Origin of the sequence: Candidatus Spongiisocius sp., assembly GCF_965221825.1 — a bacterium.
GTDB lineage: Bacteria > Actinomycetota > Acidimicrobiia > Spongiisociales > Spongiisociaceae > Spongiisocius.
The window spans coordinates 2,945,003-2,969,941 of sequence record NZ_OZ244917.1; the positions used below are offsets into that span (position 1 = coordinate 2,945,003).

Annotated in this window: 24 protein-coding genes and 1 riboswitch; of the genes, 16 read left to right on the top strand and 8 right to left on the bottom strand. The window is 66.5% G+C overall.

Features of this window, described 5'->3' with window-relative positions:
• Positions 1-57: 57 nt before the first annotated feature.
• From ACOQPD_RS13645 to ACOQPD_RS13665, 5 genes are all read right to left on the bottom strand, one after another.
• A complete protein-coding gene (locus ACOQPD_RS13645; protein ID WP_420612505.1) occupies positions 58-360 on the bottom strand; it encodes a hypothetical protein in 303 nt (100 codons plus the stop codon).
• A 131-nt stretch (positions 361-491) separates the two neighbouring features.
• Positions 492-1,289, bottom strand: coding sequence for a bifunctional hydroxymethylpyrimidine kinase/phosphomethylpyrimidine kinase (gene thiD, locus ACOQPD_RS13650; RefSeq protein WP_420612506.1), 798 nt, complete (start codon positions 1,287-1,289; stop codon positions 492-494).
• Positions 1,286-3,082 (bottom strand): ABC transporter ATP-binding protein, encoded by a 1,797-nt coding sequence (locus tag ACOQPD_RS13655; RefSeq protein ID WP_420612507.1) that lies wholly within the window; start codon positions 3,080-3,082, stop codon positions 1,286-1,288. Before ACOQPD_RS13655 ends, thiD begins: the two co-directional genes overlap by 4 nt.
• Positions 3,082-4,716 carry an ABC transporter permease gene (locus ACOQPD_RS13660; protein ID WP_420612508.1) on the bottom strand — a complete coding sequence of 545 codons (1,635 nt, stop codon included), beginning with the start codon at positions 4,714-4,716 and terminating at the stop codon, positions 3,082-3,084. Before ACOQPD_RS13660 ends, ACOQPD_RS13655 begins: the two co-directional genes overlap by 1 nt.
• Positions 4,692-5,741: a thiamine ABC transporter substrate-binding protein gene (locus tag ACOQPD_RS13665; protein WP_420612509.1), complete on the bottom strand. Its 1,050-nt coding sequence runs from the start codon at positions 5,739-5,741 to the stop codon at positions 4,692-4,694. Before ACOQPD_RS13665 ends, ACOQPD_RS13660 begins: the two co-directional genes overlap by 25 nt.
• A 29-nt stretch (positions 5,742-5,770) precedes the next feature.
• Positions 5,771-5,877: riboswitch (TPP riboswitch) on the bottom strand.
• 522 nt (positions 5,878-6,399) lie between these two features.
• Here ACOQPD_RS13665 and ACOQPD_RS13670 point away from each other — a divergent pair.
• Positions 6,400-8,373, top strand: coding sequence for an S-layer homology domain-containing protein (locus ACOQPD_RS13670; protein WP_420612510.1), 1,974 nt, complete (start codon positions 6,400-6,402; stop codon positions 8,371-8,373).
• Between the two features lie 279 nt (positions 8,374-8,652).
• On the opposite strand, the gene ACOQPD_RS13675 is transcribed toward ACOQPD_RS13670, so the two are convergent.
• Positions 8,653-10,251: a hypothetical protein gene (locus ACOQPD_RS13675; protein WP_420612511.1), complete on the bottom strand. Its 1,599-nt coding sequence runs from the start codon at positions 10,249-10,251 to the stop codon at positions 8,653-8,655.
• Positions 10,252-10,407: 156 nt separating this feature from the next.
• Here ACOQPD_RS13675 and fdhD point away from each other — a divergent pair, with 156 nt between their 5' ends.
• Both fdhD and ACOQPD_RS13685 read left to right on the top strand, forming a co-directional pair.
• Positions 10,408-11,205, top strand: a complete 798-nt coding sequence (gene fdhD / locus ACOQPD_RS13680; RefSeq protein WP_420612512.1) for a formate dehydrogenase accessory sulfurtransferase FdhD — start codon at positions 10,408-10,410, stop codon at positions 11,203-11,205.
• 108 nt (positions 11,206-11,313) lie between these two features.
• Complete coding sequence (locus ACOQPD_RS13685) at positions 11,314-11,955, top strand: maleylpyruvate isomerase N-terminal domain-containing protein (protein WP_420612513.1); 642 nt, start codon at positions 11,314-11,316, stop codon at positions 11,953-11,955.
• Here ACOQPD_RS13685 and ACOQPD_RS13690 read toward each other — a convergent pair.
• Entirely contained in the window at positions 11,952-12,431 is a 480-nt protein-coding gene (locus ACOQPD_RS13690; protein ID WP_420612514.1) for a MogA/MoaB family molybdenum cofactor biosynthesis protein, read from the bottom strand. The two genes, ACOQPD_RS13685 and ACOQPD_RS13690, sit on opposite strands and share 4 nt — an antisense overlap.
• A gap of 75 nt (positions 12,432-12,506) precedes the next feature.
• Here ACOQPD_RS13690 and surE point away from each other — a divergent pair, with 75 nt between their 5' ends.
• The gene (surE, locus tag ACOQPD_RS13695; protein ID WP_420612515.1) at positions 12,507-13,295 is read left to right on the top strand and encodes a 5'/3'-nucleotidase SurE; all 789 of its coding nucleotides are present in this window, start codon (positions 12,507-12,509) and stop codon (positions 13,293-13,295) included.
• Between the two features lie 29 nt (positions 13,296-13,324).
• Here surE and ACOQPD_RS13700 read toward each other — a convergent pair whose 3' ends face one another.
• Positions 13,325-14,503, bottom strand: a complete 1,179-nt coding sequence (locus ACOQPD_RS13700; protein ID WP_420612516.1) for a serine hydrolase domain-containing protein — start codon at positions 14,501-14,503, stop codon at positions 13,325-13,327.
• A gap of 183 nt (positions 14,504-14,686) precedes the next feature.
• Here ACOQPD_RS13700 and glyA point away from each other — a divergent pair, with 183 nt between their 5' ends.
• From glyA to ACOQPD_RS13760, 12 genes are all read left to right on the top strand, one after another.
• Positions 14,687-15,949, top strand: a complete 1,263-nt coding sequence (glyA, locus tag ACOQPD_RS13705) for a serine hydroxymethyltransferase (protein ID WP_420612517.1) — start codon at positions 14,687-14,689, stop codon at positions 15,947-15,949.
• A 304-nt stretch (positions 15,950-16,253) separates the two neighbouring features.
• Positions 16,254-17,405 (top strand): ATP-binding protein, encoded by a 1,152-nt coding sequence (locus ACOQPD_RS13710; protein ID WP_420612518.1) that lies wholly within the window; start codon positions 16,254-16,256, stop codon positions 17,403-17,405.
• Positions 17,406-17,572: 167 nt separating this feature from the next.
• Positions 17,573-17,875, top strand: coding sequence for an AtpZ/AtpI family protein (locus ACOQPD_RS13715; protein ID WP_420612519.1), 303 nt, complete (start codon positions 17,573-17,575; stop codon positions 17,873-17,875).
• Positions 17,862-18,380: a hypothetical protein gene (locus ACOQPD_RS13720; RefSeq protein ID WP_420612520.1), complete on the top strand. Its 519-nt coding sequence runs from the start codon at positions 17,862-17,864 to the stop codon at positions 18,378-18,380. The genes ACOQPD_RS13715 and ACOQPD_RS13720 overlap by 14 nt, the downstream gene beginning before the upstream one ends.
• Complete coding sequence (atpB, locus tag ACOQPD_RS13725) at positions 18,373-19,197, top strand: F0F1 ATP synthase subunit A (RefSeq protein ID WP_420612521.1); 825 nt, start codon at positions 18,373-18,375, stop codon at positions 19,195-19,197. Before ACOQPD_RS13720 ends, atpB begins: the two co-directional genes overlap by 8 nt.
• Positions 19,198-19,262: 65 nt before the next feature.
• Entirely contained in the window at positions 19,263-19,532 is a 270-nt protein-coding gene (gene atpE, locus ACOQPD_RS13730; protein ID WP_420612522.1) for an ATP synthase F0 subunit C, read from the top strand.
• A 23-nt stretch (positions 19,533-19,555) separates the two neighbouring features.
• Positions 19,556-20,101, top strand: coding sequence for a F0F1 ATP synthase subunit B (gene atpF / locus ACOQPD_RS13735; RefSeq protein WP_420612523.1), 546 nt, complete (start codon positions 19,556-19,558; stop codon positions 20,099-20,101).
• Between the two features lie 37 nt (positions 20,102-20,138).
• Entirely contained in the window at positions 20,139-20,672 is a 534-nt protein-coding gene (gene atpH / locus ACOQPD_RS13740) for an ATP synthase F1 subunit delta (protein ID WP_420612524.1), read from the top strand.
• 52 nt (positions 20,673-20,724) lie between these two features.
• Positions 20,725-22,257 carry a F0F1 ATP synthase subunit alpha gene (gene atpA / locus ACOQPD_RS13745; RefSeq protein ID WP_420612525.1) on the top strand — a complete coding sequence of 511 codons (1,533 nt, stop codon included), beginning with the start codon at positions 20,725-20,727 and terminating at the stop codon, positions 22,255-22,257.
• A 9-nt stretch (positions 22,258-22,266) separates the two neighbouring features.
• Positions 22,267-23,157, top strand: coding sequence for a F0F1 ATP synthase subunit gamma (locus tag ACOQPD_RS13750; protein ID WP_420612526.1), 891 nt, complete (start codon positions 22,267-22,269; stop codon positions 23,155-23,157).
• Between the two features lie 13 nt (positions 23,158-23,170).
• Positions 23,171-24,595, top strand: a complete 1,425-nt coding sequence (atpD, locus tag ACOQPD_RS13755; RefSeq protein ID WP_420612527.1) for a F0F1 ATP synthase subunit beta — start codon at positions 23,171-23,173, stop codon at positions 24,593-24,595.
• Positions 24,596-24,871: a F0F1 ATP synthase subunit epsilon gene (locus ACOQPD_RS13760; protein WP_420612528.1), complete on the top strand. Its 276-nt coding sequence runs from the start codon at positions 24,596-24,598 to the stop codon at positions 24,869-24,871.
• Positions 24,872-24,939: the final 68 nt, after the last annotated feature.

Genomic DNA, 24,939 nt, shown 5'->3' on the forward strand with positions numbered 1-24,939 from the left:
ATGTACGATTATAGCGAATGACTAAGACAAAACAGGGCTGATATCTCGAGTAAGTTGCTAAATATCGTCAGGAGCATCGGCGTACTGGCCATAGCCGAGGCTCTTGACATGGGGTTCTTCATGGAGCAGAAGCCGCAGTTGGGTGATCGGCTCGGGATCCCAGCCAAGTGCGGAGCAGACCGCGGAGTCCCAGAGCCGCCGTACTTCGCATTCGCCGTCTCGGTATTGCGGGACTGTCATGTGGTGGGAGCCAATGTCCGCAGTGGCGGAAGACGAATCAGCGGATGCCACACCCAATTCCGCACGTACGACGTTGGCTGTGTTGTCCGCCGGGGAGCGCCTTAACGCATCATCCGCCATGGTCCTCCTGCCATCTCGAACCGATCAAAAAGCACTTCTCATCAGGCGCGCAGCCGCTGCGAGGCCTTGAATCATGATCGGCGAGCGGGAGACTACCAAGCCGGCGTGAAGGTTTGGTGGATGGCTTCTCCCTATGTCCAGCCGAAGTGGTCGATGGGGCCCTCGCCGCGGCCCAGGGTCCATCCGGCGGCGCCGGTGATGGCGCGCGATACCCAGGCTCGGGCGTCGGCGATGGCCACGATCAGGTCGGCGCCGCCGGCCAGGCGAGCCGCTACGGATGCCGAGAGCGCGTCCCCGGTTCCGTGGACGTTCCGGGACCGCACCCGGCGTCCCGGGAGGGCATGGGTCCGGATCCCGTCGGAGAACACGTCCAGCAGGGGCCGGTCGGGGGCCATCCGCCCTCCGGTTACGAGGAAGGGCGTCCGGGTGGTGCGGGCCAGGTACTCCGCCGTTTCCCGCTGGTCGTGTTCGTTTTCGACGGTCCGGCCGGCCAGCAACGCCGCCTCCCGGTGGTTGGGGGTGGCCAGGTCCGCCGCCGGGATCAGGGTCTCCAGGTAGGCGTCGACGGTGGAGCGATCCGCCAGCGGCTCGCCTTCCCGGTCGACCAGAACCGGATCGATCACCAGGTTGGGTAGCCCGGGCGCCTGTTCCGCCACCAGCCGGACCACCTCTGCCCGGCCCAGCAATCCGGTCTTGGTGGCGTCGGGCGGAAGGTCGCGGGCCACCGCTTCCAGTTGCGCAGAGATCACCTCGACCGGTATTTCCCCGGCTCGCTCCACCCCCCGGGTGTTCTGGGCGGTGACGGTGGTTAGGACCGTGGTGGCGAACACGCGGTGCGCCGACAGTGTCTTGAGGTCGGCCTGGATCCCGGCGCCGGCGCCGGAGTCGCTGCCGCCGATCGTCATAACCGTTTTGGGGGTAGTTGTCATGTCCTCCAGCCGATGAAGGTGTCTTGGGCAGTCATGCGCTCGCAGCCGGATCGCTGCACGATTCCGACCCGGTCCGTTTCAACTGTCGTATTCGTGCACCCGCCGGCATCGTAGGCCTGGTAGGTCACGCGACCACGGTTCACCGGGACAGGCTCTCCATCGAGGCCGAGCACGGACGGATCGCTCCACCGTACTTCGATGGGAGGGTCGTCGCACCGGGTGAATAGCTCGGACCACACGACCGGCGATCGAAGATGGTCGCCGTCGCACAGCAGGTGACGCACCACCATGTCCTCCCCGGTGTCGAGACCCTCGATCCTGGCCGGCCAACGGCCCGGGCTCCCGTCGCCGGGGGAACGCGGTCCGATGGTGAGGCGGTAGCGGGCGCCCGGTATCCAAGCGAAGTCCCTGGTGTTCGGATCGAGGGGCGTCGACGGCAAGGACGACTCCGTTCCCGCCAGGATGGCGCCGCCGTCGTCGTAGCCACCCCAGTTAACGGCCAGGTTTCCCGGATGGCGGGGATTCCACTGGATCCCCGTGTGGGCGCCTCCCTCGTGGCGAGTGGGCGACCAGAAGGATGCCTGGAGCGCGAAGAAGGCCAGCCGGCTGACCTCCGGTGGCCTCAGCACCTCCAGGTTCACCGACACCGATGCCAGGGGAACATCGGGAACATCCCACCAGACGTGAAACGAGGAGGCCCCGTTGGCGGATGGCGGCAACCCCCGGTCGCGAACGGGGCCCGTGATCACCGGTTCGAGCCGAACTCGAGGAGCTCCGGCCGAAGGTGCCGGCTCGGGCAGCGTGACAACCCTCTCGGGGTCTATCTCCACGCGCACGAGGGTTCCCCTGGGAGGACCGGTACCCGCGGCCTGCACTACGAGCGAATGACCGGAGCAGTCCACTTCCACACGGCTCTGCCCGGCCACGAAGGTGGTCGCCTCCACCGTTCCGGCCAGGCTCCCGGTCGGACTCAGGGCGGCGCCATCGGGCCGGATGACCACCCGGTGCCGACCGTCCGGAAGATGGGTCGGGATGGCGCCCCACGGGGTGGTGGCGGAACCGGCCTCCACCTCCACATCGGCGAAGTTCTCGAACCCGAGGAAGCGGGCCACGAACTCAGTGGCCGGTCGTCGCCACAGTTCCTCGGGAGTGTCGACCTGACGGATCCGGCCCCGGTGCAGGATCGCCACCCGGTCGGCGATGGCGAAGGCCTCGTCCTGGTCGTGGGTCACGTAGAGCGCGGTGATCCCTATCCGGCGCAGGAGCTGGGACAGCTCGGGCACCAGCCGGGCGCGCAGGGCCCGGTCGAGAGCACCCACCGGCTCGTCGAGCATCAGCAGTTCCGGTTCGGGCGCCAGCGCCCGGGCAAGGGCGACCCGTTGCTGCTCGCCACCCGAGAGCGACTCGATCCCGCGGTCCCCGTACCCGTGGAGGTCGACCCACGCCAGCACCTCGTCCACCCGGTCCCTGATGGCCGGCCGGTCCTTTCCCTGCATCCGGAGGCCGAAGGCGACGTTGTCGGCCACGCTCAGGTGGGGGAACAGCGCGTAGTCCTGGAACATCAATCCCACCCCGCGCCGGTGCACATCGACCCGGGTTATGTCGCGGGATGCCAGTTCGATCGTCCCGGCTCCCGGCCTCTCCAAGCCGGCGATGGCCCGCAGGAGGCTCGACTTTCCCGAGCCTGACGGGCCCAGCACGGCCATCACCTCCCCGGACCGGATCGACAGATCGATCCCGTCCAGAGCGCGGTGCTTGCCGTAGTCCAGCGTGATGTCGAGTATCTCGAGCACTAGAACTCCCCGAGGCCGGCCACCCGGTAGCGGTCGATGGTCATGATTATCACGGTCGTGAGGACCATGAGCACGGTGCTCAAGGCCAGGGCCTGCCCGAGATTGGCGGCCCCGGGCTGGCCGAGCAGGCGGAAGATAGCGGTAGGGATGGTCGGCCGGCCGGGTCGGATGAGGAAGGCGGTAGCTCCGAACTCGCCGAGCGACACCGCCGCCGCGAAACCGGCCCCGACCAGCGCCGCCCGGCTGATGATCGGCAGTTCCACCTCCCGGAAGACTCGCCGGGGTGAGGCTCCGAGAACGGCGGCCGCCTCGCGGAGGCGGGGCTGCACGGATCGGAGCACCGGGGTCACGGTACGGATCACGAATGGCGCCGCGACCACCGCATGGGCCAGCGGTATCAGCCAGATCGAAGTACGGAGGTCCACGGGCCAATCGAAGGCGACCAGGAACCCGAAACCGATCGTGACCGCCGACGTGCCGAGCGGGAGCATCAGGAAGGTGTCGAGCCTGGCGCCCATCCGGCCGGGGCGCCGGGCGATCACGACGGCCGAAGCGAGACCGGCCGCCACGGCGGGGATCACCGCTGCTGCAGCGAACCACAACGAGTTGATGATCGCCTCGGCAGGGTCGACGAACGGGGTGGCGCCCCGGGCCAGGCTCGCGAAATGGTCCACACCCGGCCCGCTGGAAGTAGACAGCGATCTCCACACGAGCGTGCCGATCGGCGCCCCCAGGTAGAGGACCATCGAGGCGACGGTCGTTCCCACCACCAGGTACTGCCCCGGGGTGGCGGGCCGGCGGGCGACAGTGCGGCTCGAACGCAGGGAAAGCCGCCGAGCGTGGCGCCGCTGGAGCCGGGTGTACACCCACAGGGCGGTTGCCACCCCTGCCATCTGGACGAGCGCCAGCGCGGCGGAGGCGGCCAGGTCGAGGTTGATGGTGGCCTCGCGCCACACCGCCACCTCGATGGTCGCGTAGCTGAAGCCGCCCAGGATCAGCACCACCCCGAAGGACGTGAACGTGAACAGGAACACGATGGAGGCGGCCGCCGCGATGGAGGGGAGTAGGAGGGGCAGCGTGACGGTCAGGAAGGCCTGTACCCGGTTGGCGCCCAACGCTCGTGCGGCCTCCTCGAGCCGCGGGTCGAGGAGCTCCCAGAAGCTGCCCACGATGCGCACCACCACCGCGTAGTTGAAGAACACATGGGCGATGAGGATCGCCCACGCCGTCTGGCGGAGGTCCATCCGGAGCGGCCCTCCCGGTCCTAGAAGGGCCAGGTAGGCGGTACCTACGACCACTGTCGGCAAGACGAACGGGACCGTCACCGCCGCCCTTAGCAGCTTTCTCCCGAAAAACGAGTACCTGGACAGGACATAGGCGCCGGGTAGTGCGAACAGCAGGGTGGCGGCAGTGGAAACCGTGGCCTGCCATACCGTGAACCAGGCCGCCCGGCGCAGGGAGCCCTTGGTGGCGATCTCCACGAAGGGAGACAGGTCGAGGCTCCCGTCCAGGGTGAGGCTGCGCAGCACGACCCGCACCAGCGGGTACACGAAGAACAGCCCGAAGAAGACGAGCGGGACGGCGACCAGCCACCGCCCGGCCCCGGACCTCAGGAGGCTACGACCTCGATCCATTCCTCGATCCAGCGGGAGCGGTTGGCGTCGATCTCCTCGGGAGCCACCACCGCCGGCTCGTCGGGTATCTCGGTGTACCGGACGAACTCGTCCGGCAACTCCGCGTTCTTATTGGCGGGGAACACGAACATGTTGAGCGGTATGTCCTCCTGGAAGGTGAGATCGAGCATGAAGTCGACCAGCTGCCGGGCGGCGTTGGGAACCGGCGTCCCGGCCAGGATCCCGGCGAACTCGATCTGGCGGAAGCAACCGGCCGTCACCACGCCCGTGGGCGCCTCGGTGACCGGCGGATCGGCGTATATGACCTCCGCCGGAGGGGACGATGCATACGACACCACGATAGGACGGTCTCCTTCGCCCGATCCGCCGGAGAAGGATCCGTAGTACGCGTCCTCCCATCCCGCCGTGACGAGGACATCGTTGGCCACCAGGTCCGACCAGAAGCTATCCCACGTGTAGTCGCCCTCCTCGCCGAAGGTGGCGATGGTGGCCAGCAGGAACGCCAGGCCGGGGGAAGACGTGCCCGGATGCTCCACCACCAGCAGTCCGGCGTACTTTGGGTCGGTGAGGTCTCTCAGTGTCGAAGGAGGTTCGACGCCTCGCTCCGCCAGGCCGGCTATGTCGTAGTTGAGGCACACATCGCCGAAGTCGATCGGGGTCACCCTGGTATCGAGGTTGAGCGAGTCCGGTACGTCATCCAGCCGGGGAGAAACGTACTCCTCGAACAGGTCCTCGTCGAGGGCGCGGCCCAGGAACGTATTGTCGATGCCGAACATGACGTCGGCCACCGGGTTGTCCTTGGTGAGCACCGCTTGGTTCACCATGGTGCCGGCATCGCCGGCCTCCAAGTGCTCGACGGTATGGCCGGTCTCCGCCTCGAACTGCTCCAGCGTTCCCTCGCTGACGTAGAACGAGTCGTGGGTGACCAGCCGGATGGTCTGCGGCCCCTCGTCATCGGGCGTGTCGTCGGCACACCCGGCCGCGACGAGCATCAGCGCCGCCAGCACGATTCCCAGTCTTTTCATGCGCGCAACCTCCCGGCTAGTGGGATTCGGGAGGGCGGCGAGTCACTTCCTTCGCCGGTATGACCCGGATCAGGTTCAACGGTCGGAGATGCGGATCTCCCTCTCAGCCCCTTCCCGGGCTCCCGTGTGTGAGGTCTACCTTACACCGTGCGGCCGGCTGCGGGGTGCCGGCGCCAGGTAGCCAATGGCCGGAGTGAACCGGACTACTGATCTATCGACATCACTCAGGCTGACCATTGGCTACTAACCACCAACTGCTAACCGTGCGTCGAAGTAGGCGACCAGATCTGCCTTGTAGCGGTCCGGGTAGTCGTCCCATGCGTCGGCATGGCCGCAGAGTCTGACACCACGACTCTCCCGCTGCCGATCCGACGAGCATGTGATGCAGTCAGATCAGTGTGCGGAGCCGCGGGTGAGCCGCCCTTGCGTGCGATTGCTCTCTACGATCGCTGGTCGTGAACGCTCAGCGTCAGACCGTGCTGGTGGGCTTTCTGCAGGGGCAGAACAGCACCACCACTTCACCAAACCCGGTCACCATCAGAGTCTCCGAGGAGACACCGGGGCGGTTCGTGGGGGTGGCCCTTTTGGGTGGTTGTGTGTTTTTTGGGAGTGTCCGAGGCGGGGGTATGCTTATTATGTGAAGGGTGATTCCGGTTGTGTGAAGGGTGACTTCGGGGAGGTTGTGGTGAGGCGGTTGGTGGTGTTGGTTGCGGTGATGCTGGTTGTGGGTGTGGTGGGGTCGGTTGGTGTGTCGTCGGCGCCTGCTGTGGCGCAGGCAACACCCGAATCGGGGTTATGTGACACCGGGGAGACCGGTCAGTTCGGGGATGTTGGGGACTCGGACTATGCGGCTGCCTATATCTTGTGTATGCGCGCGTTGGGTTTGTCGCAGGGCTACGGCGATGGGGTTTACGGACCGGATCGTGAGCTGAACCGCGGGCAGATGGCGTCGTTTCTGATCCGGTTGTGGACCGATCATCTGGGCGGGGAGTGTCCTTCCGGGGTGGTGGTCCCGTTCACCGATATTGAGGGGACGACTCATGAGGCGAATATTGAGTGTTTGTTCGGGTTGGGCATTACCCAGGGGACATCTGCCACGACGTACGGTCCCGGGGATCCGTTGAAGGCGTCGCAGATCTCGCGGTTCTTGTATCGCACGTATCAGAAGGCCGGTGGGGATCAGTGCGCGGGAACGGACGGTTCGGAGTTGGATCGGGCCGCGGAGTGTCTGGTCGGTCTGCGGGTGGCGCCCACGACGGGGGAGGCCACCTCGGCTGCTGCGGTGACCCGTGCCCAGATGGGTGTGTACGTGATCGGGCTCTGGCACAACCTCACAGGCAGGGGCCTACCCCCGACACCGCCACAACGAGGCACCTCAACTCCATCGACGCCCACCACGACCACGAGGCCTACCACCCAGCGCATCGGCTACTCCACCTCCTCCCCCTACCCCGGGATATGGGTGGAGGACGCTGACGGCGCCAACAAACAACAACTACACGACAGTGGAGCCAACATACGGTGGTCGTCCGACGGGACCAGAATCGCCTACGGTGCCAGCGACGGGTTGTGGGTGGCGGACACGGACGGCACCGACAAACAACGCCTCGTCGAAGACGGTTCCTATCACAAGTGGTCACCCGACGGCACCAGGATCGCCTACAAAACCAGCGACGACGAGTTATGGGTGATAGGAGCGGACGGCACCGACAAACAACAGCTCGGCCGAATCGACTCCATCTTCTTCCTCGACAGCTACCACTTCGTGTGGTCACCGAACGGTTCCAGAATCGCCTATCGGACCAACGACCGTTCCTTGTGGGTGGCGGACGCCGACGGGACCAACAAACAACAACTCATGTACCGCAACAAGGGTTACAGGCTGCTGTGGTCACCCGACAGCGCCAAAGTCGCCTATTTCACCAGCGACGGCGAGTTATGGATCGCGGACGCCGACGGGACCAACCAACGGCAACTGGGCGAGAGCGCCTATTCTCCGCGGTGGTCACCCGACGGCACCAGAATCGCCTACACCAGCCGCAGCGATAGGACGTCGGGGCAGGTGATGTGGGTGGCGGACGCCGACGGGACCAACAAACGACAACTCGGCGAACTCTTCAGCGGTACAAGTCTGCGGTGGTCGCCCGACGGCACCAAGATCGCCTACCACAAAACCGGCGGCGCGTTCTGGGTGATGAGCGCAGACGGTACCAACAAACAACAACTCCACGACGATATTCATCACAATATCGCCCCGTGGTGGTCACCTGACAGCACCAAGATCGCCTACGGACAGAACGAGTTATGGATCGCGGACGCCGACGGAACCAACCAACAACAAATCACCGAAAGCGCTAATACTCCGCGGTGGTCACCCGACAGCACCAAGATCGCCTACCAAGCCGGCGATGCGTTATGGGTGGTAGACGCCGACGGAACCAACAAACAACCACTGACCGATCCCACCCAATACTACGTCTCTGTCACTGATCTGCTCTGGTCACCCGACAGCACCAAAATCGCCTACTGGACCGGCTCGTCAGCCCTATGGGTGATTGACGCGGACGGCACCAACCAACGGCAAATCTCAGAAAACAGCCACGCCTACCAGCAGATATGGAGTCCCCAATAACGCTCTGTGGGATCAGGTGTGGGACCGAACGCCTAGAACATAGTGCCTACATGGGTTTTACGCGGACTGTTGCTCCGTCGGTTGTGGGTTCAAGTCCACCCCCGGAGCCGAGCTTCCACTGCTCTTCGCCAGCTTGCCCTTTAGCCCCATCTGCGCCAGGCGGCTCGGCGGTGCTTCCGCTAACGATCAGCCGGAAGTTCTCCTGGGGGTTGGACGCTCCTGTCGGTGAGGAGTTCAACTACCAACCAACAGCCAGGGTCGGATTCCACCGCCGCCCTCCTAGCTGGTGGACGGGAGGAGCGAGAGAACGAGGGTTGCCCTGGTGTAGTCGCCATCGGTTCCCACACCCAGGGCCATCGGACCCAACCATCTCGACAGCATCGAGAGCGGGCCGTGATCCGACCCCATTCCGGAGGAACCCATCCGGTCGATGACCCTCGCAAGGTCGACGTATGCCAGAAGGAGCGGATCGTAGGGGATGTGTTTCACAGTCCGCCGGTACTGATCGGCGCCGGACACGTGGTCTCTCGTACCCTGCTGGACCGCCACCGTGGTCTCCAGCGCATCCGCACCGGTTCCGAAGGCGACAAACCCGCCATGGAGTACGTAGCCCAGCGAGAGCTTCCCGTCTTCCGTTACGGGCGCGGCTCCGCCGGCGCCCGAGTCGAGCTCTTGGATGAACACGCCCGTCAACGAAGAGATTCCATTCGCGACGCCGTCAATCGTCCCTGCCAGAGCGTTCCTGGACAGGGGTCGGTATGACAGAGCGGCTACCCCGTCCACGGAGGAACCTTCGCGGTCCGGTCCGTGGGCCACCAGCACCAGCTGACCGCCTAGATGGTCGAACAGGTCCGCTTCGAGATCGAGCCCGGTTCCGAGATCCACGAATCCGAGGGCGAGGTCCAGGGCATCCGCCAGCGTCGCGCCTTCCTCGAGCCCGCTCGTGTCCTCCGCCGACGGCTGCTCGAACAGGTAGCCGCCCGGTAACAGGCCGGCTATCTCGCACCCGCCCAGGATTTCTCGCCAGCGGTCCATGTCGGGGTCGAACCCGATGGACACGAACCCCAGCGCATCGGCCGGAACGACGGCATCCGTGACACCGGTCGAGGTATCGGTCCACCAGCTGGTCACATCGGGCGTAGCGAGATCGACGACCAGACCTTCACCGGCCCAACTGGCCGAGACCATCAACCACTCGGGCGTATCGAACGGAACTCCCGGGCAGGGGCTGCGACCGGGATCACCCATCCGGCCGGTAAGCCACTCCAAGTCCAGGTACGCCGACGCGAAACGGCCGTCACGCGCGGCGGCCCTCGCCTCCTCGAAGTGCCCTGCCGACGCGAGGGTTTCGGGATGATCGCCTTCAATCCTCTCCAAGACCTCTTCAAGCAGTCCTTCGTCGGTGCCGAAGAGCAGGAAGTCCCCGGCTTGAGCGACAGAAGCGGACGTACTCTGCTCCTGGTGCTGGAGCCAGCTCCGCATGAACTCGGCAGCCGCATCCGTGTCGCTCACCCTCACGGTCGCCGCGAAGGCGATCTCGCCGTTCCCCAGTTCGACCACCGCCGCCGACGCCTCGGTCCCCATCCAGGCGCTCGGTTCCCCGAACAAGGTCGCGATGGCATCGGGCAGGATGTTGTCACCCTCGCCTGCCAACCCGCCGCTCCCTTCGAGTCCATCGAGTTGATCGAACAGGAAGGGAAGACTCCCTGGAGGACTCTCTCCAGGCGCCAGGTTCAGCCATGCGTAGGCGACGGCGTCCTCGGGGTAGTAGGAGGCGGACGCCTCTGCCGGGGTTACGGAGCCAGGACGTTCCGCGGGAAGGATCCGCCAAACCCACACGAACGCGATAGCAGCCGCTACCAGAGCAACTGCGGTCATCTCTTTCCGAGCCACGGTCACCACGGTACCGAAAGATCGCGACAATCAGGCAGCCCCACGGCCCCGGTCGGTGATCGCAGCCTGAGATTGCCGGCTGCGCCATAATCAACCGGAACCGAGCCCCGACCCACTCACGACTCCACCACCGGAGAGCACATGTCAGCCAGTTCATCCCGGCCCGTACTCCGCGTCAGCGGGGAGGGTCGTGCGGCACGGAGCGACCTGTTGCCGACCGAGGAGCCGGTCGAGTTCCGGCTCCAAAGGGTCCCGATCGCGGTCCTGATGCGGACTCCGGGCGATGACGAGGAACTGGCTCGGGGGTTCGCCCTCACCGAGGGCATCATCCTGCACCCCGAGGAGCTTGCCGAGGTACGGGCGTTGCCGGGCCTGGACGGCGCCGGACGCTACGAACTGGTCCTGGCCGAGGGAATCCACGTCGACGAGGAACAGTTCCGCCGCAACCTCTACGCCACCTCGTCGTGCGGCGTGTGCGGTAAGGCCTCCATCGACGCGGTCCGCGTGGCGGCGCCGCCGCTACCGGGCGGCCCGGTCGTTCCCTCCGGACTTCTGCTGGAACTCGTGGATTCGATGCGCGCGGCCCAGGCCGGATTCGACGCCACGGGCGGGCTCCACGCAGCGGCCGCCTTCACCGGCGAGGGCGAGTTCCTGGGCGCCCGCGAGGACGTGGGCCGGCACAACGCCATGGACAAGCTGGTCGGCCATCTGTCGTCCCGCCGGTGGCCGATGGGGGAGCTGGTCGTCACCGTCTCCGGCCGGGTGTCGTTCGAGCTTGTTCAGAAGGCGGCGGTTGCCGGCATCAGCGTCCTGGCCGGGGTGTCGGCGGCCTCCTCCCTGGCGGTAGATCTCGCCGGGGAGCTGGGCCTGACCGTGGCCGGCTTCGTCAGGCCGGGCGGCTTCAACCTCTACACCCATCCCCACCGCATATCACCGTGAGGGTGCTGAGAACCTAAGGGGGATACCTTGTGTCTTCTCAGCACGGCCGTTCCGCGGCTGGGCTTGGATGACCGATGAAGGCAAGCCACCCCGGTTACGATGCCGTGGGTGCGGTTCGTGTTGGACAGCGATCAGAATCGAAGGGCCTTCCGCGAGGCGGGGAGCTTCTTTGTCGAAACCGTAGGCCGGGTTCCGCCGCATTTGCTGGACGATCCGGGGCTGGGGGAGTGGGGTGTTCGTGAGTTGATAGGACACACCTGCCGCGCTCTCCTCACGGTGGAGCACGGTGCGGGCCGTGAGCCCGGTGTCCCGGCTCGACTGGCGAGGCCGGCGGACTACTTCCGCGAGGCGTTGAGGGACAGAAGCATCCATGACGCCATAGCCGGGCGCGCAGGGGACGCCGCAGCCGCGCTGGGCGAAGATCCGTCATCGGCCGTGGCAAGAATCGTGGATGGCGTGTCCTGCCTCGTGGATTCGCTGCCCGACGATCACCCGATCGGTACGCCGTGGGGCGAGATGCGGCTCGCCGACTACCTGCCGACCAGGACCTTCGAGTTGGTGGTCCATACCCTCGATCTCGCCGGGGCGGTGGGCAAGGACAGCCCGGTGCCCGAGTCGGCCTTATCGGTTGCCGTGTGGTTGGCGACCGAGATCGCGGCGCGCTTGGGGCGGGCCGAGGATCTGTTGATGGCCCTAACCGGTCGGGCGCCGCTCCCTCCGAATCTCCTCGGTCTGGGACCGGATTCCTAGCCGTGCTCGGTATCGCCCGCCAGTAGCTGGAGGATGTGCTGGAGCAGCGGCTCGAGGGCGTCCAAACCCTCGGTTACCGCCTTCGGGCTGCCGGGGAGGTTCACCACCAGGCAGGCGCCGACCACTCCCGCAACGCCGCGGGACAGAGCGGCCATGGGTGTGTGGCGCAGGCCTTCCGCCCGGATCAGCTCGGATAGGCCGGCCGCCGGCCGGTCGATCAGGGCGGCGGTGGCCTCGGGGGTGACGTCCCTGGGCCCGAAGCCCGTACCGCCGGTGGTGATGATCAGCCGGCGTCGCGGGGCCAGCCGCGCCAGCAGCTTCTCGATCGTGGCCCGGTCATCCGGGACCAGATGGCGGTCGACCTGGTAACCCATGCCGGAGAGCCGGGCGGCCAGAACATCACCCGACGTGTCGGCCCGGGTCCCATGGGTCACGCCGTCGCTGACGGTTACCGCAGATGCCTTGATGGTGTCCATGGCCCCATGCTACGTGTCCGTCGCGCCCGACACCAGGGCCCGACGGCTCTCTTGGGTGGCTAGCCTTCCGCCCGCGTGTCCTGGATCCTCCTAACCAACGACGACGGCGTGGACAGTCCCGCCCTCCCACCCTTCCGAGCCGCTCTCGCATCGCTGGGGGAGGTGCGCACCGTGGTTCCCGCCGGACAGCGAAGCTGGATCGGGAAGGCCCTGACCCGTTTCGAGCCCATCGAGGTGGTCGAGATGGATCAGGGCGGCGCCACCGTGGTGACCGTGTCGGGCACCCCGGCCGATGCCGTGCAGGTGGCGGCCGGCTACTTCGGATCACCGCCGAGTCTGGTCGTCTCCGGCATCAACATCGGCTACAACCACGGCGCCGGTTACATCATCAGCTCCGGGACAGTGGGAGCGGCCTTCGAGGGATGGGAGTTGGGGATTCCCTCCGTGGCCTTCTCGACCGGGGTGCGGGGAAGCTGGCACACCTGGTATCCCTTGATGCGATCCGCCTCCTCCGCACCGGCCTGGGAGCGCCTGGCGGCGGTCTGCGCCGACATCCTCGGCGACCTGCTCGACGCTGACCTCGCCGCGGACGTTGTCACGGTCAACCTCCCGTGGGAGGCCGACCTCGCCACTCCCCGCCGGGTGGTGCCGCCCGCCCGGGTCACCTACGGGCAGATGCACCAGCCGCTTCCCGACGGGACCTTCACCCACAACTACCGGGAGGACTTCGGAGACGTACCGCTGGATGGCACCGACATCGGTGTGAACCATGCGGGCGAGATCGCCATCACCCCGCTGATGGCCCCGGCTTCGCCCCCGGTCGCGGAGGCGACCAGAGCCCGGCTCGAACGCCTTCAGGCCTGACATCGAGCCGCCGGAACCGGGATCCGGTCTCACCCACCCTGGCGGGTAAGCGCCTCGTACAGAGCAGTCGTGAGGGCGCGGGGGCGGCGGTCGGTGCCCGCATCCATGAAGGTCTGGTTCATGGCGTATCCGAAACCCACCTCTGCCACCGGGTCGGCGTAGCCGATGGCGCCTCCTATACCCTGCATCCCGAACGCCTCGTCGTTGGGTCCGAGCGACAGGCCGCCGCGGACGGATCGGCCGTAGCCGAGGGCGACGCGAGAAGTGCCTCCGAATATGGCATCGATGCCCCGGGCCTGTTCGGCTGTGTGAGCGGCGACCGACTCCTCGGATACGATGCGCACCCCGTCGAGCACGCCGCCGCCGGCCAGCATGGCGTACATGCGGGCCACGCTCCTGGCGTCGCCGACCCCGTTGATGGCCGGTGCCTCCGCCGTCCATAGGTCGGGGTCGTTAGCCAGATCGACCGGGCTCCGCCGCTCGGGGCCGACGAAGAGCGCGGCGCCGGCGGGATTATCAGGCGCCCAGAGGGCCTTCAGAAGCTCGGCGGCCGGGTCGGGATCGCGCAGGAGTCTGGCCACACGCCCGTGTTGCTCGACGGGAAGGCCGATCCAGAGGTCCAGGCCGAGCGGGCGGGCCACCTCGTCCGCGAAGAACGTCCCGAGAGTACGGCCGTCGATCCGTCGTACCAGCTCGCCCACCAGCCAGCCGTAGCTCATCGAGTGGTAGCCGAAGTTGGTGCCCGGTTCCCAGGCCAGGGGTGCTGCGGCGAGCCGGGCCGCGATCTCATCGTTGCGATGCCATCCCGCCGCGTCGTCGGCGCTCACGAGATCCCAATACCCGGGGAAGGAAGGAAGCCCGAGCGTATGGCTGAGGATGTGCCGGACCAGCGCCCGGTCCTTGCCCTGAGCGGCGAACTCGGGCCAGTACGTGGCTATGGGTGCGTCAACGTCCATCAGGCCTCGGTCGGCCAGGATCTGTGCCACCAGGGCCGTCGGCCCTTTGGTCACCGAGAACAGGAAGACGAGCGTGTCATCCGCCCACGGGCGATCCGGCGTCGCCATCCCGGCCCAGATGTTGACCACGCATTCGCCCCCCACGTACGCGCAGAACTCGGCCCCCACCTCGCCCCGGACGGCGAAGTTCTCCTCGAAAGCGTCGAAGACCGGTTCGAAGCCTGCGGCTACGTGCCCGCTGATGTCGGTCACTGCTGGCGTTCTCTCACCCGGCGCAACACTAGGAGGGCGCCGAAACTAGGCGCAAGGTGGTCATGTGACAGCCGGTGCCCACCGGCCGGGCAGGTTGTTTCCGGCCGACTATCAGAATCCGTATTCCCCTGCCCCCTAGTACCCTGGGGAAACGTCCAGAGCGGAGGTGACGGCATCACCGACATGCGACCGATCGAACAGGTCGACTCCGAGGTAGCAGAGCTCATCCGCCGGGATGTGGCCCGCCAGAACACCCACATCCACCTGATCGCGTCGGAGAACTTCGCGTCGCCCGCCGTCATGGAGGCGTGCGGGTCGATCTACACCAACAAGTATGCCGAGGGCTACCCGGGGCGGCGCTACTACGAGGGTTGCGAATGGGTGGATCGCCTTGAGACCCTGGCCATCGAGCGGGCCAGGGCGCTGTTCGGAGCGGAGTACGTCAACGTGCAACCCCACTCCGGCGCCCAGGCCAACATGGGGGTCTACTTCGCTCATCTCGAACCGGGTGACACGGTGCTGGGCCTCAGCCTGGCCGAGGGCGGCCACCTGACCCACGGCTCGCCGGTGAACTTCTCCGGCCGCCTCTACCGGTTTGTGGCCTACGGGGTCGATCGCCGGACCGAGCGGATCGACATGGACGAGGTAAGGGCCAAGGCGCTCGAACACCGTCCCAAGATCGTCCTCGCCGGCTACTCCGCCTACTCCCGCCACCTCGACTACGACGCCTTCCGGTCCATAGCCGACGAGATCGGGGCGCTGCTGATGGTGGACGCGGCCCACTTCATCGGCCTGGTGGCGGGCGGGGCGTCACCCAATCCCGTGCCGATCGCCGACATGGTGACCGCCACCACCCACAAGGCGCTCCGGGGACCTAGGGGCGGCATCATCATGGCCAAGGAGCAGTACGGGGCCGGCCTCAACAAGGGGGTCTTCCCCGACATGCAGGGCGGGCCGATCATCAGCCAGATCGCGGGTAAGGCGGTCTGTTTCGGGGAGGCTTTGACGGAGGCCTATCGGGCCTACGCGCACCAGATCGTGGCCAACGCCTCGGCCATGGCCGGAGGGTTCACCGAGCGGGGAGTACGGGTGGTCTCGGGGGGCACCGACAACCATCTGCTGCTGCTCGACATGCGATCCATCGACGAGGACCTGACCGGCAAGGAGGCGTCGACGCTGCTCGATTCGATCGGGATCACCCTCAACCGGAACGGCATCCCGTTCGATCCGAGGCCGCCCTTCATCACCAGCGGTCTGCGCATAGGTACTCCGGGCATCACGACCTGCGGGATGAAGGAAGCCGAGGCGGCCCGGATCGCCGACCTGATCGACCGCGCTCTCCGGCATCGGACGGACGAGGCGATCGTCAGGGAGGTCCGGAATGACGCGGCGGAACTGGCCGCGGCCTTCCCGCCCTATCCCCCCGACTTCCCCGGCCACGTCTAGTTGATCGTGGTCGGTCTATGTTGCGGTCGGCGTGATCTGGACCGCCACCGACGCCTCTGGCTGCGTCCTGCCTCCTCAACGTACCCTGCGGGTACGCCTTCGTCAGCAGTCCTTGCCATAGACGCCGCTGGCGGCGCCATATCCCACCGCCGCGCCACAGACCGACCACGGGACCCGCGATAACAAACGAGAACGCGCATAGCGTGGACACGCCCTAGCCGTCCAGAGAATCGCGGCCGCAGACGGCGGCTTAATCCTGGTTTCTAAAAGTGCAACTTTAGATTATCATGATAAACTAAAGGGCATGTTTAGACGGTCATTGCTGCTGCCGCCGCCCGGTACGGAGACTTTCTTTCTTTGGGGGCCGCGACAAGTGGGCAAGAGCACGCTGCTCAGGCAGCGGTATCCCGACGGGGTGTGGGTCGATCTACTCAAGGCCGACGAGTACAGACGGTACGCGGCTCGTCCCGAGTTGCTCCGGCAGGAGCTCGAGGCAGCAGGGCCGGATCCTTCCCGGCAAGTAGTCATAGACGAGGTCCAGAAAGTGCCCGCCCTGCTCGACGAGGTCCATTGGCTGATCGAGAACCGTGGGCTGTCATTCGCGCTGTGCGGGTCCAGCGCGCGCAAGGTGCGTCGAGGCGCTGCGAACCTGCTCGGCGGGCGCGCCCTGCGTTACGACCTGCGGGGCCTCATCGCAGCGGAGTTCGGGGAGGCTTTCGACCTCGACCGGGTGCTTAATCACGGCTATCTGCCCCGAATGTACGTGTCCGCCCGGCCCCGGCGCCTACTCGACGCCTACATCGGCGATTACCTTCGCGAGGAGGTCGCAGCCGAGGGACTGGTCCGGAACCTGCCCGCGTTCTCGGACTTCCTGGACGCCGCTGCGCTTAGCGACGGTGACCCCGTCACCTACGCGAACATCGCCCGCGACTGCGGTGTGTCGGCGCCCACGGCCAAGGCGTATTTCGGAATCCTGGAGGACACGTTGCTTGCGCGGTGGCTACCGCGCTGGCGGAGGCGGGTGAAGCGCCGCCTCGCCGGGGCGCCGAAGCTCTACTTCGAGGACGTCGGCGTTGTGAACCGACTAGCCCGCCGGGGCGAACTCGAACGGGGCACGGACCGGTACGGCAAGGCGTTCGAGAACTGGGTCTTCCACGAACTCTCCGCCTTCATCTCCTACCGCGATCTCGACGAGGAACTGGCTTACTGGAGGCTCCCCAGCGGCATTGAGGTCGACTTCGTGATCGGCGACATGCGGCTGGCAATCGAGGCGAAGGCGAGCGCCCGCATCAGCGGCCGCCACCTCAAGAGCCTGCGCGTGTTGGCCGAGGAACACCCCGGTGTCCGCAGGTTCCTGGTCTGCCTCGAACCTCGGGCGCGCCGTACTGACGATGGCATCGATCTCATCCCGGCGGCGGACTTTGCCCGTCGCCTCTGGCAGGGCGACCTCGCTTAGCAGGTCGGGCGCGCCGACTCACCAAGGCTGCTGCCAAGCCTTCGACGTGGCGCTGAATCCGCCCATCCGCACTACGTCTAGCGGCTCTTCGCGACCGGCGACCCGGCCCGGTTGATCCGCGCCTGCTGATTGTGAAGCTGATCACAAGCTTGCTACCATCCGGGCTGATGCCCGAGCCCGTCGGCCAGCACCACTCCCATGCGGAAAATCACGGATCACCTGCGGGTTCCGCCCTCCGAACCGCACATACCGGGGTGACGGCCGCGGTCTCCGACGGCTGGGTTGCGGGTAGTTCCTTCTTCGGCTCGATAATGGCCGGCACCCTGCTGGGCTGGTTGGCCGATCGATGGCTGGACACCGAACCTTGGCTCATCGTGGCCGGCATAGTCCTGGGATCCGTCAACGGGTTCTATCGCATGTGGATGGTCGCCAGGATCCCCACCGGGAAGCAGCCCGTTGCCGGCCGCTGAAACCCCTCCCGCGCACGCTGCCGGCGGTCTGACCCGCCGCGAGGTGGAGGACTATCTGGCGGGCCGCCCGCCCGTCGAGCTCAACCTGGTGCGTTCGCTCCTGCGCCGCGCCGTGCTGGTCGGTCCGCTCGCAGTGGTGGTGGCCGGCCTCATCAGGGGTGTTGACGGCGCCGTAGCCGCCGCCATCGGGGTCGTCCTGGTGGTCGGCTACTACCTGCTGTCCGGGGCTCTGATGTCCTGGTTGGCTAGGGTGTCGCTCGGGGCCTATCATGCCGGTGCCCTCTTCGGGTTCGTGGCGCGGCTCGGCCTTATAGTCGCAACGATGCTGGCGGTGGCGGCCCTCTTCGATGTGGATCGTCCGGCGCTCGGGCTGACCGTGATCGCGACCTACATGGTGTTGCTTTTGTGGGAGGCGGGAGCGCGCGGCAGCCGGCGAACCAGGAGATCCGGCGAAGAGTGGAAGGCCGGGACGGCAAGCGGAAGGAGTGACCGGTCGCATGGGTGATGTGATGGTTCTGGCGATCGACTGTGACCTCGAGGCCGAGGTGATATGCGCGCCCCCCGACGTCAACAGTCTCTTCGAGTTCACCACGCCGCTGTTCTCAATCGGCGGGTTCCACTTCACCCGAACCGTCTTCCTGATCTTCGCCGCCATGGCCATCGTCCTGGGGCTCCTCTACTTCGGCCTGCGCCGCGGGCAACTGGTCCCCTCCAAGTTCGAGCTGTCGATAGAGAGCCTGGTCGGATTCGTCCGGGACGACATCGCCAAGGGCGTGATCGGACCGGTGCACGGGATGCGCTACTTCCCCTACCTACTGTCGGTCTTCTTCTTTCTGCTGGTGGGGAACCTCTTCAAGGTAACTCCGCTGGTGAACTTCCCGATCAGTTCCAGGATGGCCCTTTCCGGCTTCCTCGCCATCCTCACCTGGGTGATCTTCGTGTTCGTGGGCTTCTCCAAGAACGGTTTCAAGCACTACTTCATCGACGCCCTCTGGCCCAAGTCGGTCCCCCTCGCCCTGCGCTGGCTGGTCGGGCTCATCGAGGTGGTCTCGACCTTCGTGCTGCGTCCCGTCACCCTGGCGGTGCGGCTGTTCGCCAACATGGTGGCCGGGCACCTCATGCTGACCCTGCTGCTCGTGTCGGGCCTGCTCTTCGTGGCCGGCGTGGGTGACATCGGCCTCAAGGCGGGTCTCGGAATCGTCTGGTTCGCCTTCGGGCTGGCCATCTGGGTCTTCGAGTTTGTGGTAGCGGTGCTTCAGGCCTACATCTTCACCCTGCTCTCCGCGGTCTACATCCAGACCTCGCTGGAGCCTGCCCACTGACCGATACGGGCCGGAAGGCCTGACAAAAGCGACTGACATAGACAACCAGAAAGGGAGAACGAAGGATGGACGCAGTTCTTGCGCTAGCGCAGGGAGGCCTCTCGCTGGCCCAAGCCGGCCTCACCGGCAACATCAGCGGGAGCCTCAACCTGGTCGGCTACGGCCTGGCGGCCATTGGTCCCGGCATCGGTATCGGCCTCGTGGTCGGCAACGCCATCACCGCGATGGTCCGGCAGCCGGAGATGGAGGGGACGGTCCGCACGACCATGTTCTTGGGCATCGCCTTCACCGAGGCTCTGGCCCTGATCGGCTTCGTGTTGTTCTTCATCGGCTGATGGCGACCTCGAACAGGCGATACATGGCGGCGGCGCCCCTGGTGTTGGCCGCCGAAGAGTCGGGAAGCAGCGGGATCGACCTGCTGCGGCCCGAGATGTCGGAGTTGATAGCGGGTGTCATCGCCTTCGCAATCATCTTCTTCTTCGTGTGGCGATGGGTCGTGCCCACGATGAGCGCCACCCTGGCTCGACGCCAGGAGGAGGAGCGATCCCGCCTCGAGGCGGCCGAGAGCACCAGGGAGGAAGCCGAGCAGCTGGCCTCCCAGTACCGCGAGCAGCTGGCCGGCGCCAAGGACGAAGGAGTTCGTATCGTCGACGAGGCCCGCCAGGCGGCCGAGTCGGTACGTGCCGAGACGATCTCTCGGGCCCAGCAGGAGGCGGACGAGATCGTGGCCAGGGCTCGCGATGAGGCGGACGCCGAGGCCGCTCGCGCCCTCGCGGAAGCGCGGACCACGGTGGCCGGCTTGTCGGTCGACCTGGCCGAGAAGGTGGTCGGCCGCAGTCTCGACCGGGAGGCCCAGATGGGCCTGGTCGAGGACTATCTCGAGGAGTTGGAGTCGAGTAGGTGACCTACCTGCACGCCGCCGTTCCACGGGCAGTCCCCTGATGGCCGACGCACGTGTTCAGGGTTACGCCGCCGCCATTTTCGAGTTGGCGCGCGGTGAGGGCGTCCTCGAGCGGGTCGAGAACGAGCTGTTCCTGGTGGCCCGGGCGCTGGAGGGTTCCGAGGACCTGAGGGAGGCGCTCAGCGATCCTCGGCTGCCGATGGAACGCAAGCAGGGGGTGATCGATGACCTCCTGGCTGCCCGCGCCCACCGCCTGACCGTTTCCTTCGTGAGCTTCGCGGTGGGGCTGGGTCGCGGCGAGGACCTGATGGCGATAGCCGACGAGCTAACGGCCCGCTCGGCAGAGGCCCGCGATCGGGCCGTCGCGGAGGTGCGGAGCGCGGTCCCGCTGGATGATGAGACAGTCGACCGTCTGGCCCGAGCCCTGGCCGAGCGGATCGGCAACCAGGTGGAGGTTCGGGTGGTGGTGGACGAGTCGATCCTCGGTGGTCTGGTGGCCCAGGTGGGCGACACCGTGATCGACGGCTCCGTCCGCACGCGCCTGCAACGGCTGCGTGAGGCGGTGGCCGGATGACCGGGCCCGCCCCCCTACGCAACGGCAACCGAGATTCAGGAGTGGAGTATCGATGGCTCAACTGACCATTAGTCCCGATGACATAACCGCCGCACTCCGAGAGCATGTGGAGAGCTGGTCGCCCAGCCTCGAGCAGGAGACCGTCGGTTACGTGACCTCGGTCGCCGACGGCGTGGCGCGGGTCTCCGGGCTCCCCAACGCGGCTGCTTCAGAGCTGATGGAGTTCCCCGGAGGACTGCTGGGCGTGACCCTCAACCTCGACGAGGAGGACCTCGGCGTGGTGCTGATGGGCGACGCCTCCCATATCGAGGAGGGCGATGCGGTCCGCCAGACCGGGCACGTCCTCTCCGTTCCCGTAGGCGACGGGCTGCTGGGCCGGGTGGTCGGCCCGTTGGGCGAGCCCCTGGACGGCAAGGGGGACATTCCCTGGACCGAGCGCCGCCTGCTGGAGACGCAGGCGCCGTCGGTCGTGCAACGCCAGCCCGTCACCGAGCCCCTCCAGACCGGCATCAAGGCGATCGACTCGATGACGCCGATCGGGCGTGGACAGCGCCAGCTGATCATCGGCGACCGGCAGACCGGCAAGACCGCCATCGTGGTCGACACGATCATCAACCAGAAGCAGTTCCAGGGCACTCCGGACGAGGTGAAGTGCATCTACGTGGCGATCGGCCAGAAGGCATCGACGGTCGCCGAAGTGGTTGCCGCCCTTGAGGAGGCCGGCGCCATGGAGTACACCGTGGTGGTGACGGCAGCGGCTTCGGAGCCGCCGGCACTCCAGATGTACGCGCCCTACGCCGGTTCTGCCATCGGCCAGCACTGGATGTACAACGGCCAGCATGCCCTGGTCATCTTCGACGATCTGTCCAAGCAGGCGGTGGCCTACCGCGAGATCTCTCTCCTCCTGAGGCGCCCGCCGGGACGTGAAGCCTTCCCCGGCGACGTCTTCTACCTGCACAGCCGGTTGCTGGAACGCTGCGCCAAGCTGTCGGATGAGATGGGCGGGGGATCCCTGACCGGCCTGCCGCTGATCGAGACCAAGGCCAACGACGTGTCGGCCTACATCCCGACCAACGTGATCTCGATCACCGACGGCCAGATCTTCCTGGAGACGGACCTGTTCTTCGCGGGTATCCGTCCCGCCATGAACGCCGGCATCTCGGTGTCACGGGTGGGCGGCAACGCCCAGATCAGCGCCATGAAGAAGGTCGCCGGAACCCTGCGGCTCAACCTGGCCCAGTACCGGGAGTTGGAGGCCTTCGCCGAGTTCGGATCCGAGCTCGACGCCGTGTCGCTTGCCCAGCTGGAGCGGGGTCGCCGGGTGGTGGAGGTTCTCAAGCAGCCCCAGTTCGCCCCCGTTCCCGTAGAGGAACAGGTGCTGGCCATCTACGCGGTGACCCAGGGCCTCTTCGACGAAATCCCCGGCGAGGACATCTCGAGAGCCGAGCGAGAGCTACGGGAGTTCGTCCGGGTACGGCACTCCCACCTGCTCGACACCATCAAGCGCACCGGCAAGCTTCCCGAGGCCGGCGCGCTTGAAGAAGCCATCTCGGCCTTCAAGGACTCCTTCGGGGGAGGGGAGTAGCGCCCCGAAATGGCCAGCGCCGAGCTCCGAGCCATCCGCCGGCGGATTCGAAGCGTCGAATCCACCAAGAAGATCACCCGGGCGATGGAGTTGATCGCCGCTTCCCGCATCGTGAAGGCACGGCAGCGGGTCCGGGCTGCTCGCCCCTACGCGGAGAAGATGATCGAGGTCATCCGGAACGTGGCCCGCGCCTCGGGCGATGTGGGCGATCCCCTGCTCGAGCGCCGCGATCTGGCCACGATGGGGGTGCTGGTGGTCACTTCGGATCGTGGACTGGCCGGCGCCTACAACTCCGCGGTGCTGAGGATGGCCGAGCGGTCCATGGTGGATCTCCAGGATCAGGGTGTGGCGATCCGCCTGTACGCGGTCGGGAAGAAGGCGCAGACCTACTTCAGCTTCCGCGGCTACGAGATGGCCGAGAGCTTCCTGGCGGTGACGGACCAGCCCACCTACAGCGATGCCCGCAAGATCGCCCAGGTCCTGACGCAGGACTACCGGTCCGGGGCGGTGGATGCCGTGGACATCTTCTACACCGTCTATCGCTCAGCCCTGTCGTACATTCCCACCCGGGCCGAGCTGTTACCGGTCAGCCCTCCCACCGATGAAGAAGGTCAACCGGATGCCTCGGGGCCGGCGGTCTCCTACGAGTACGAGCCGGATCCGGCCGCCATCCTGGGGCGGTTGCTACCGCTCTACGTGGAGTCGGCCATATACGAACAGCTGCTGGAGAGCTCGGCTTCGGAGCACGCCAGCCGCCAGCGGGCGATGAAGGCGGCCACGGACAACGCCGAGGAGCTCATCAAGGTCTTGACGAGAACGGCCAACCAGGCCCGGCAGGCCGAGATCACTACCGAAATAGCCGAGATCGTGGGCGGCGCGCAAGCGATGTCCGCGAGTTGAAACTGGAGAGAACATGGCAGAAGCTGTCAGCGTAGGGCGGATCACCAAGGTGGCCGGCCCGGTGGTCGACGTGGAGTTCCCGCGGGAAGGCCTCCCGGAAATCCTCCACTCCCTCGAGATCGAGTTCGACGTCGAGGGCGAGCACAAGACCGTGGTGGCCGAGGTGGCGCAGCACCTGGGTCGCAACCGGGTGAGAGCGGTGGCGATGGCGCCGACCGACGGCCTGGTGAGGGGGTCGCCGGTCCGCAACACCGGAGCGCCGATCTCGGTACCGGTCGGAGATCAGACCCTCGGGCACATCTTCAACATGTGGGGCGACTCCCTGGACGCCCCCGACATCGAGTTCTCGGGAGAGCGCTGGCCGATCCACCGGCCCGCCCCGCCCTTCGAGGATGTCGAACCTACCAAGGACGTGTTCGAGACCGGCATCAAGGTGCTCGACCTGATCTGCCCCTACCTCCGGGGCGGCAAGATCGGGCTGTTCGGCGGCGCCGGCGTCGGCAAGACGGTGCTCATCCAGGAGATGATCAACCGGGTGGCCACCCAGCACGACGGCGTGTCGGTGTTCGCCGGCGTGGGGGAGCGCACCCGCGAAGGGAACGATCTCTTCCTGGAGATGTCCGAGACCGGAGTGATCAACCAGGCCGCCCTCGTCTTCGGCCAGATGGACGAGCCCCCGGGAGTCCGGCTCCGGGTGGGCCTGTCGGCACTGACCATGGCCGAGTACTTCCGGGACGTGCAGCGCCAGGACGTGCTGCTGTTCATCGACAACATCTTCCGCTTCACTCAGGCAGGCTCGGAGGTCTCGACGCTGCTGGGCAGGATGCCCTCGGCGGTGGGATACCAGCCCACCCTCGCGGGCGAGATGGGCTTCCTCCAGGAGCGCATCACCTCGCTGAAGGGCCGATCGATCACATCGATGCAGGCGATCTACGTTCCGGCGGACGACATCACCGACCCGGCCCCGCACACCGCCTTCGCCCACCTCGACGCCACCACCGTGCTGAGCCGCCCGCTGACGGCGCTGGGCATCTACCCGGCGGTGGACCCGCTTGACTCGACCAGCCGGGCGCTGGATCCGCAGATCGTGGGCGAGGAGCATTACGGGGTGGCCACCGACGTGCAGCGGGTGCTGCAGCGGTACAAGGACCTCCAGGACATCATCGCCATCCTCGGGGTGGACGAATTGTCCGAAGAGGACAAGCTGATCGTGGCCCGGGCTCGCCGTATCCAGCGGTTCCTGTCCCAGCCCATGTTCGTGGCCGAGCAGTTCACCGGACAGCCCGGTGTCTACACGTCACTCCAGGAGACCATCGACTCCTTCAAGATGCTGCTGGCCGGCGAGCTGGATCATCTGCCCGAGCAGGCCTTCTACATGGTGGGTGGCGCCGAGGAAGCCATGCGCAAGGCCCGCACCATCCAGCAGGAAGCCGCCTAGATGGTCGTAGCCTCGACCTCCATGAGGGTCGACGTGGTCTCACCCGAGGCCGTGTTGTGGTCCGGCGTGGCCGAGTTCGTGGTCGCCAGGACGGTAGACGGGGAGATCGGCATCCTCGCCAACCACGAGCCCCTGATGGCGGCTCTCGCCACCGGAACGGTGAACATCCAGGCCGGCGAGGACCGGATCAGGGCAACGGTAGGCGGCGGTTTCCTACAGATCCTGAACAACGCCGTCAGCCTGCTAGTAGACGAGGCAACCCTCGAAGAGGACTGAAACCCACGGTGGGCTGACTCGGGACGGCCTTTACGGTCGGGGCCGGGCAGCAAGGACAGCCGGTGTTC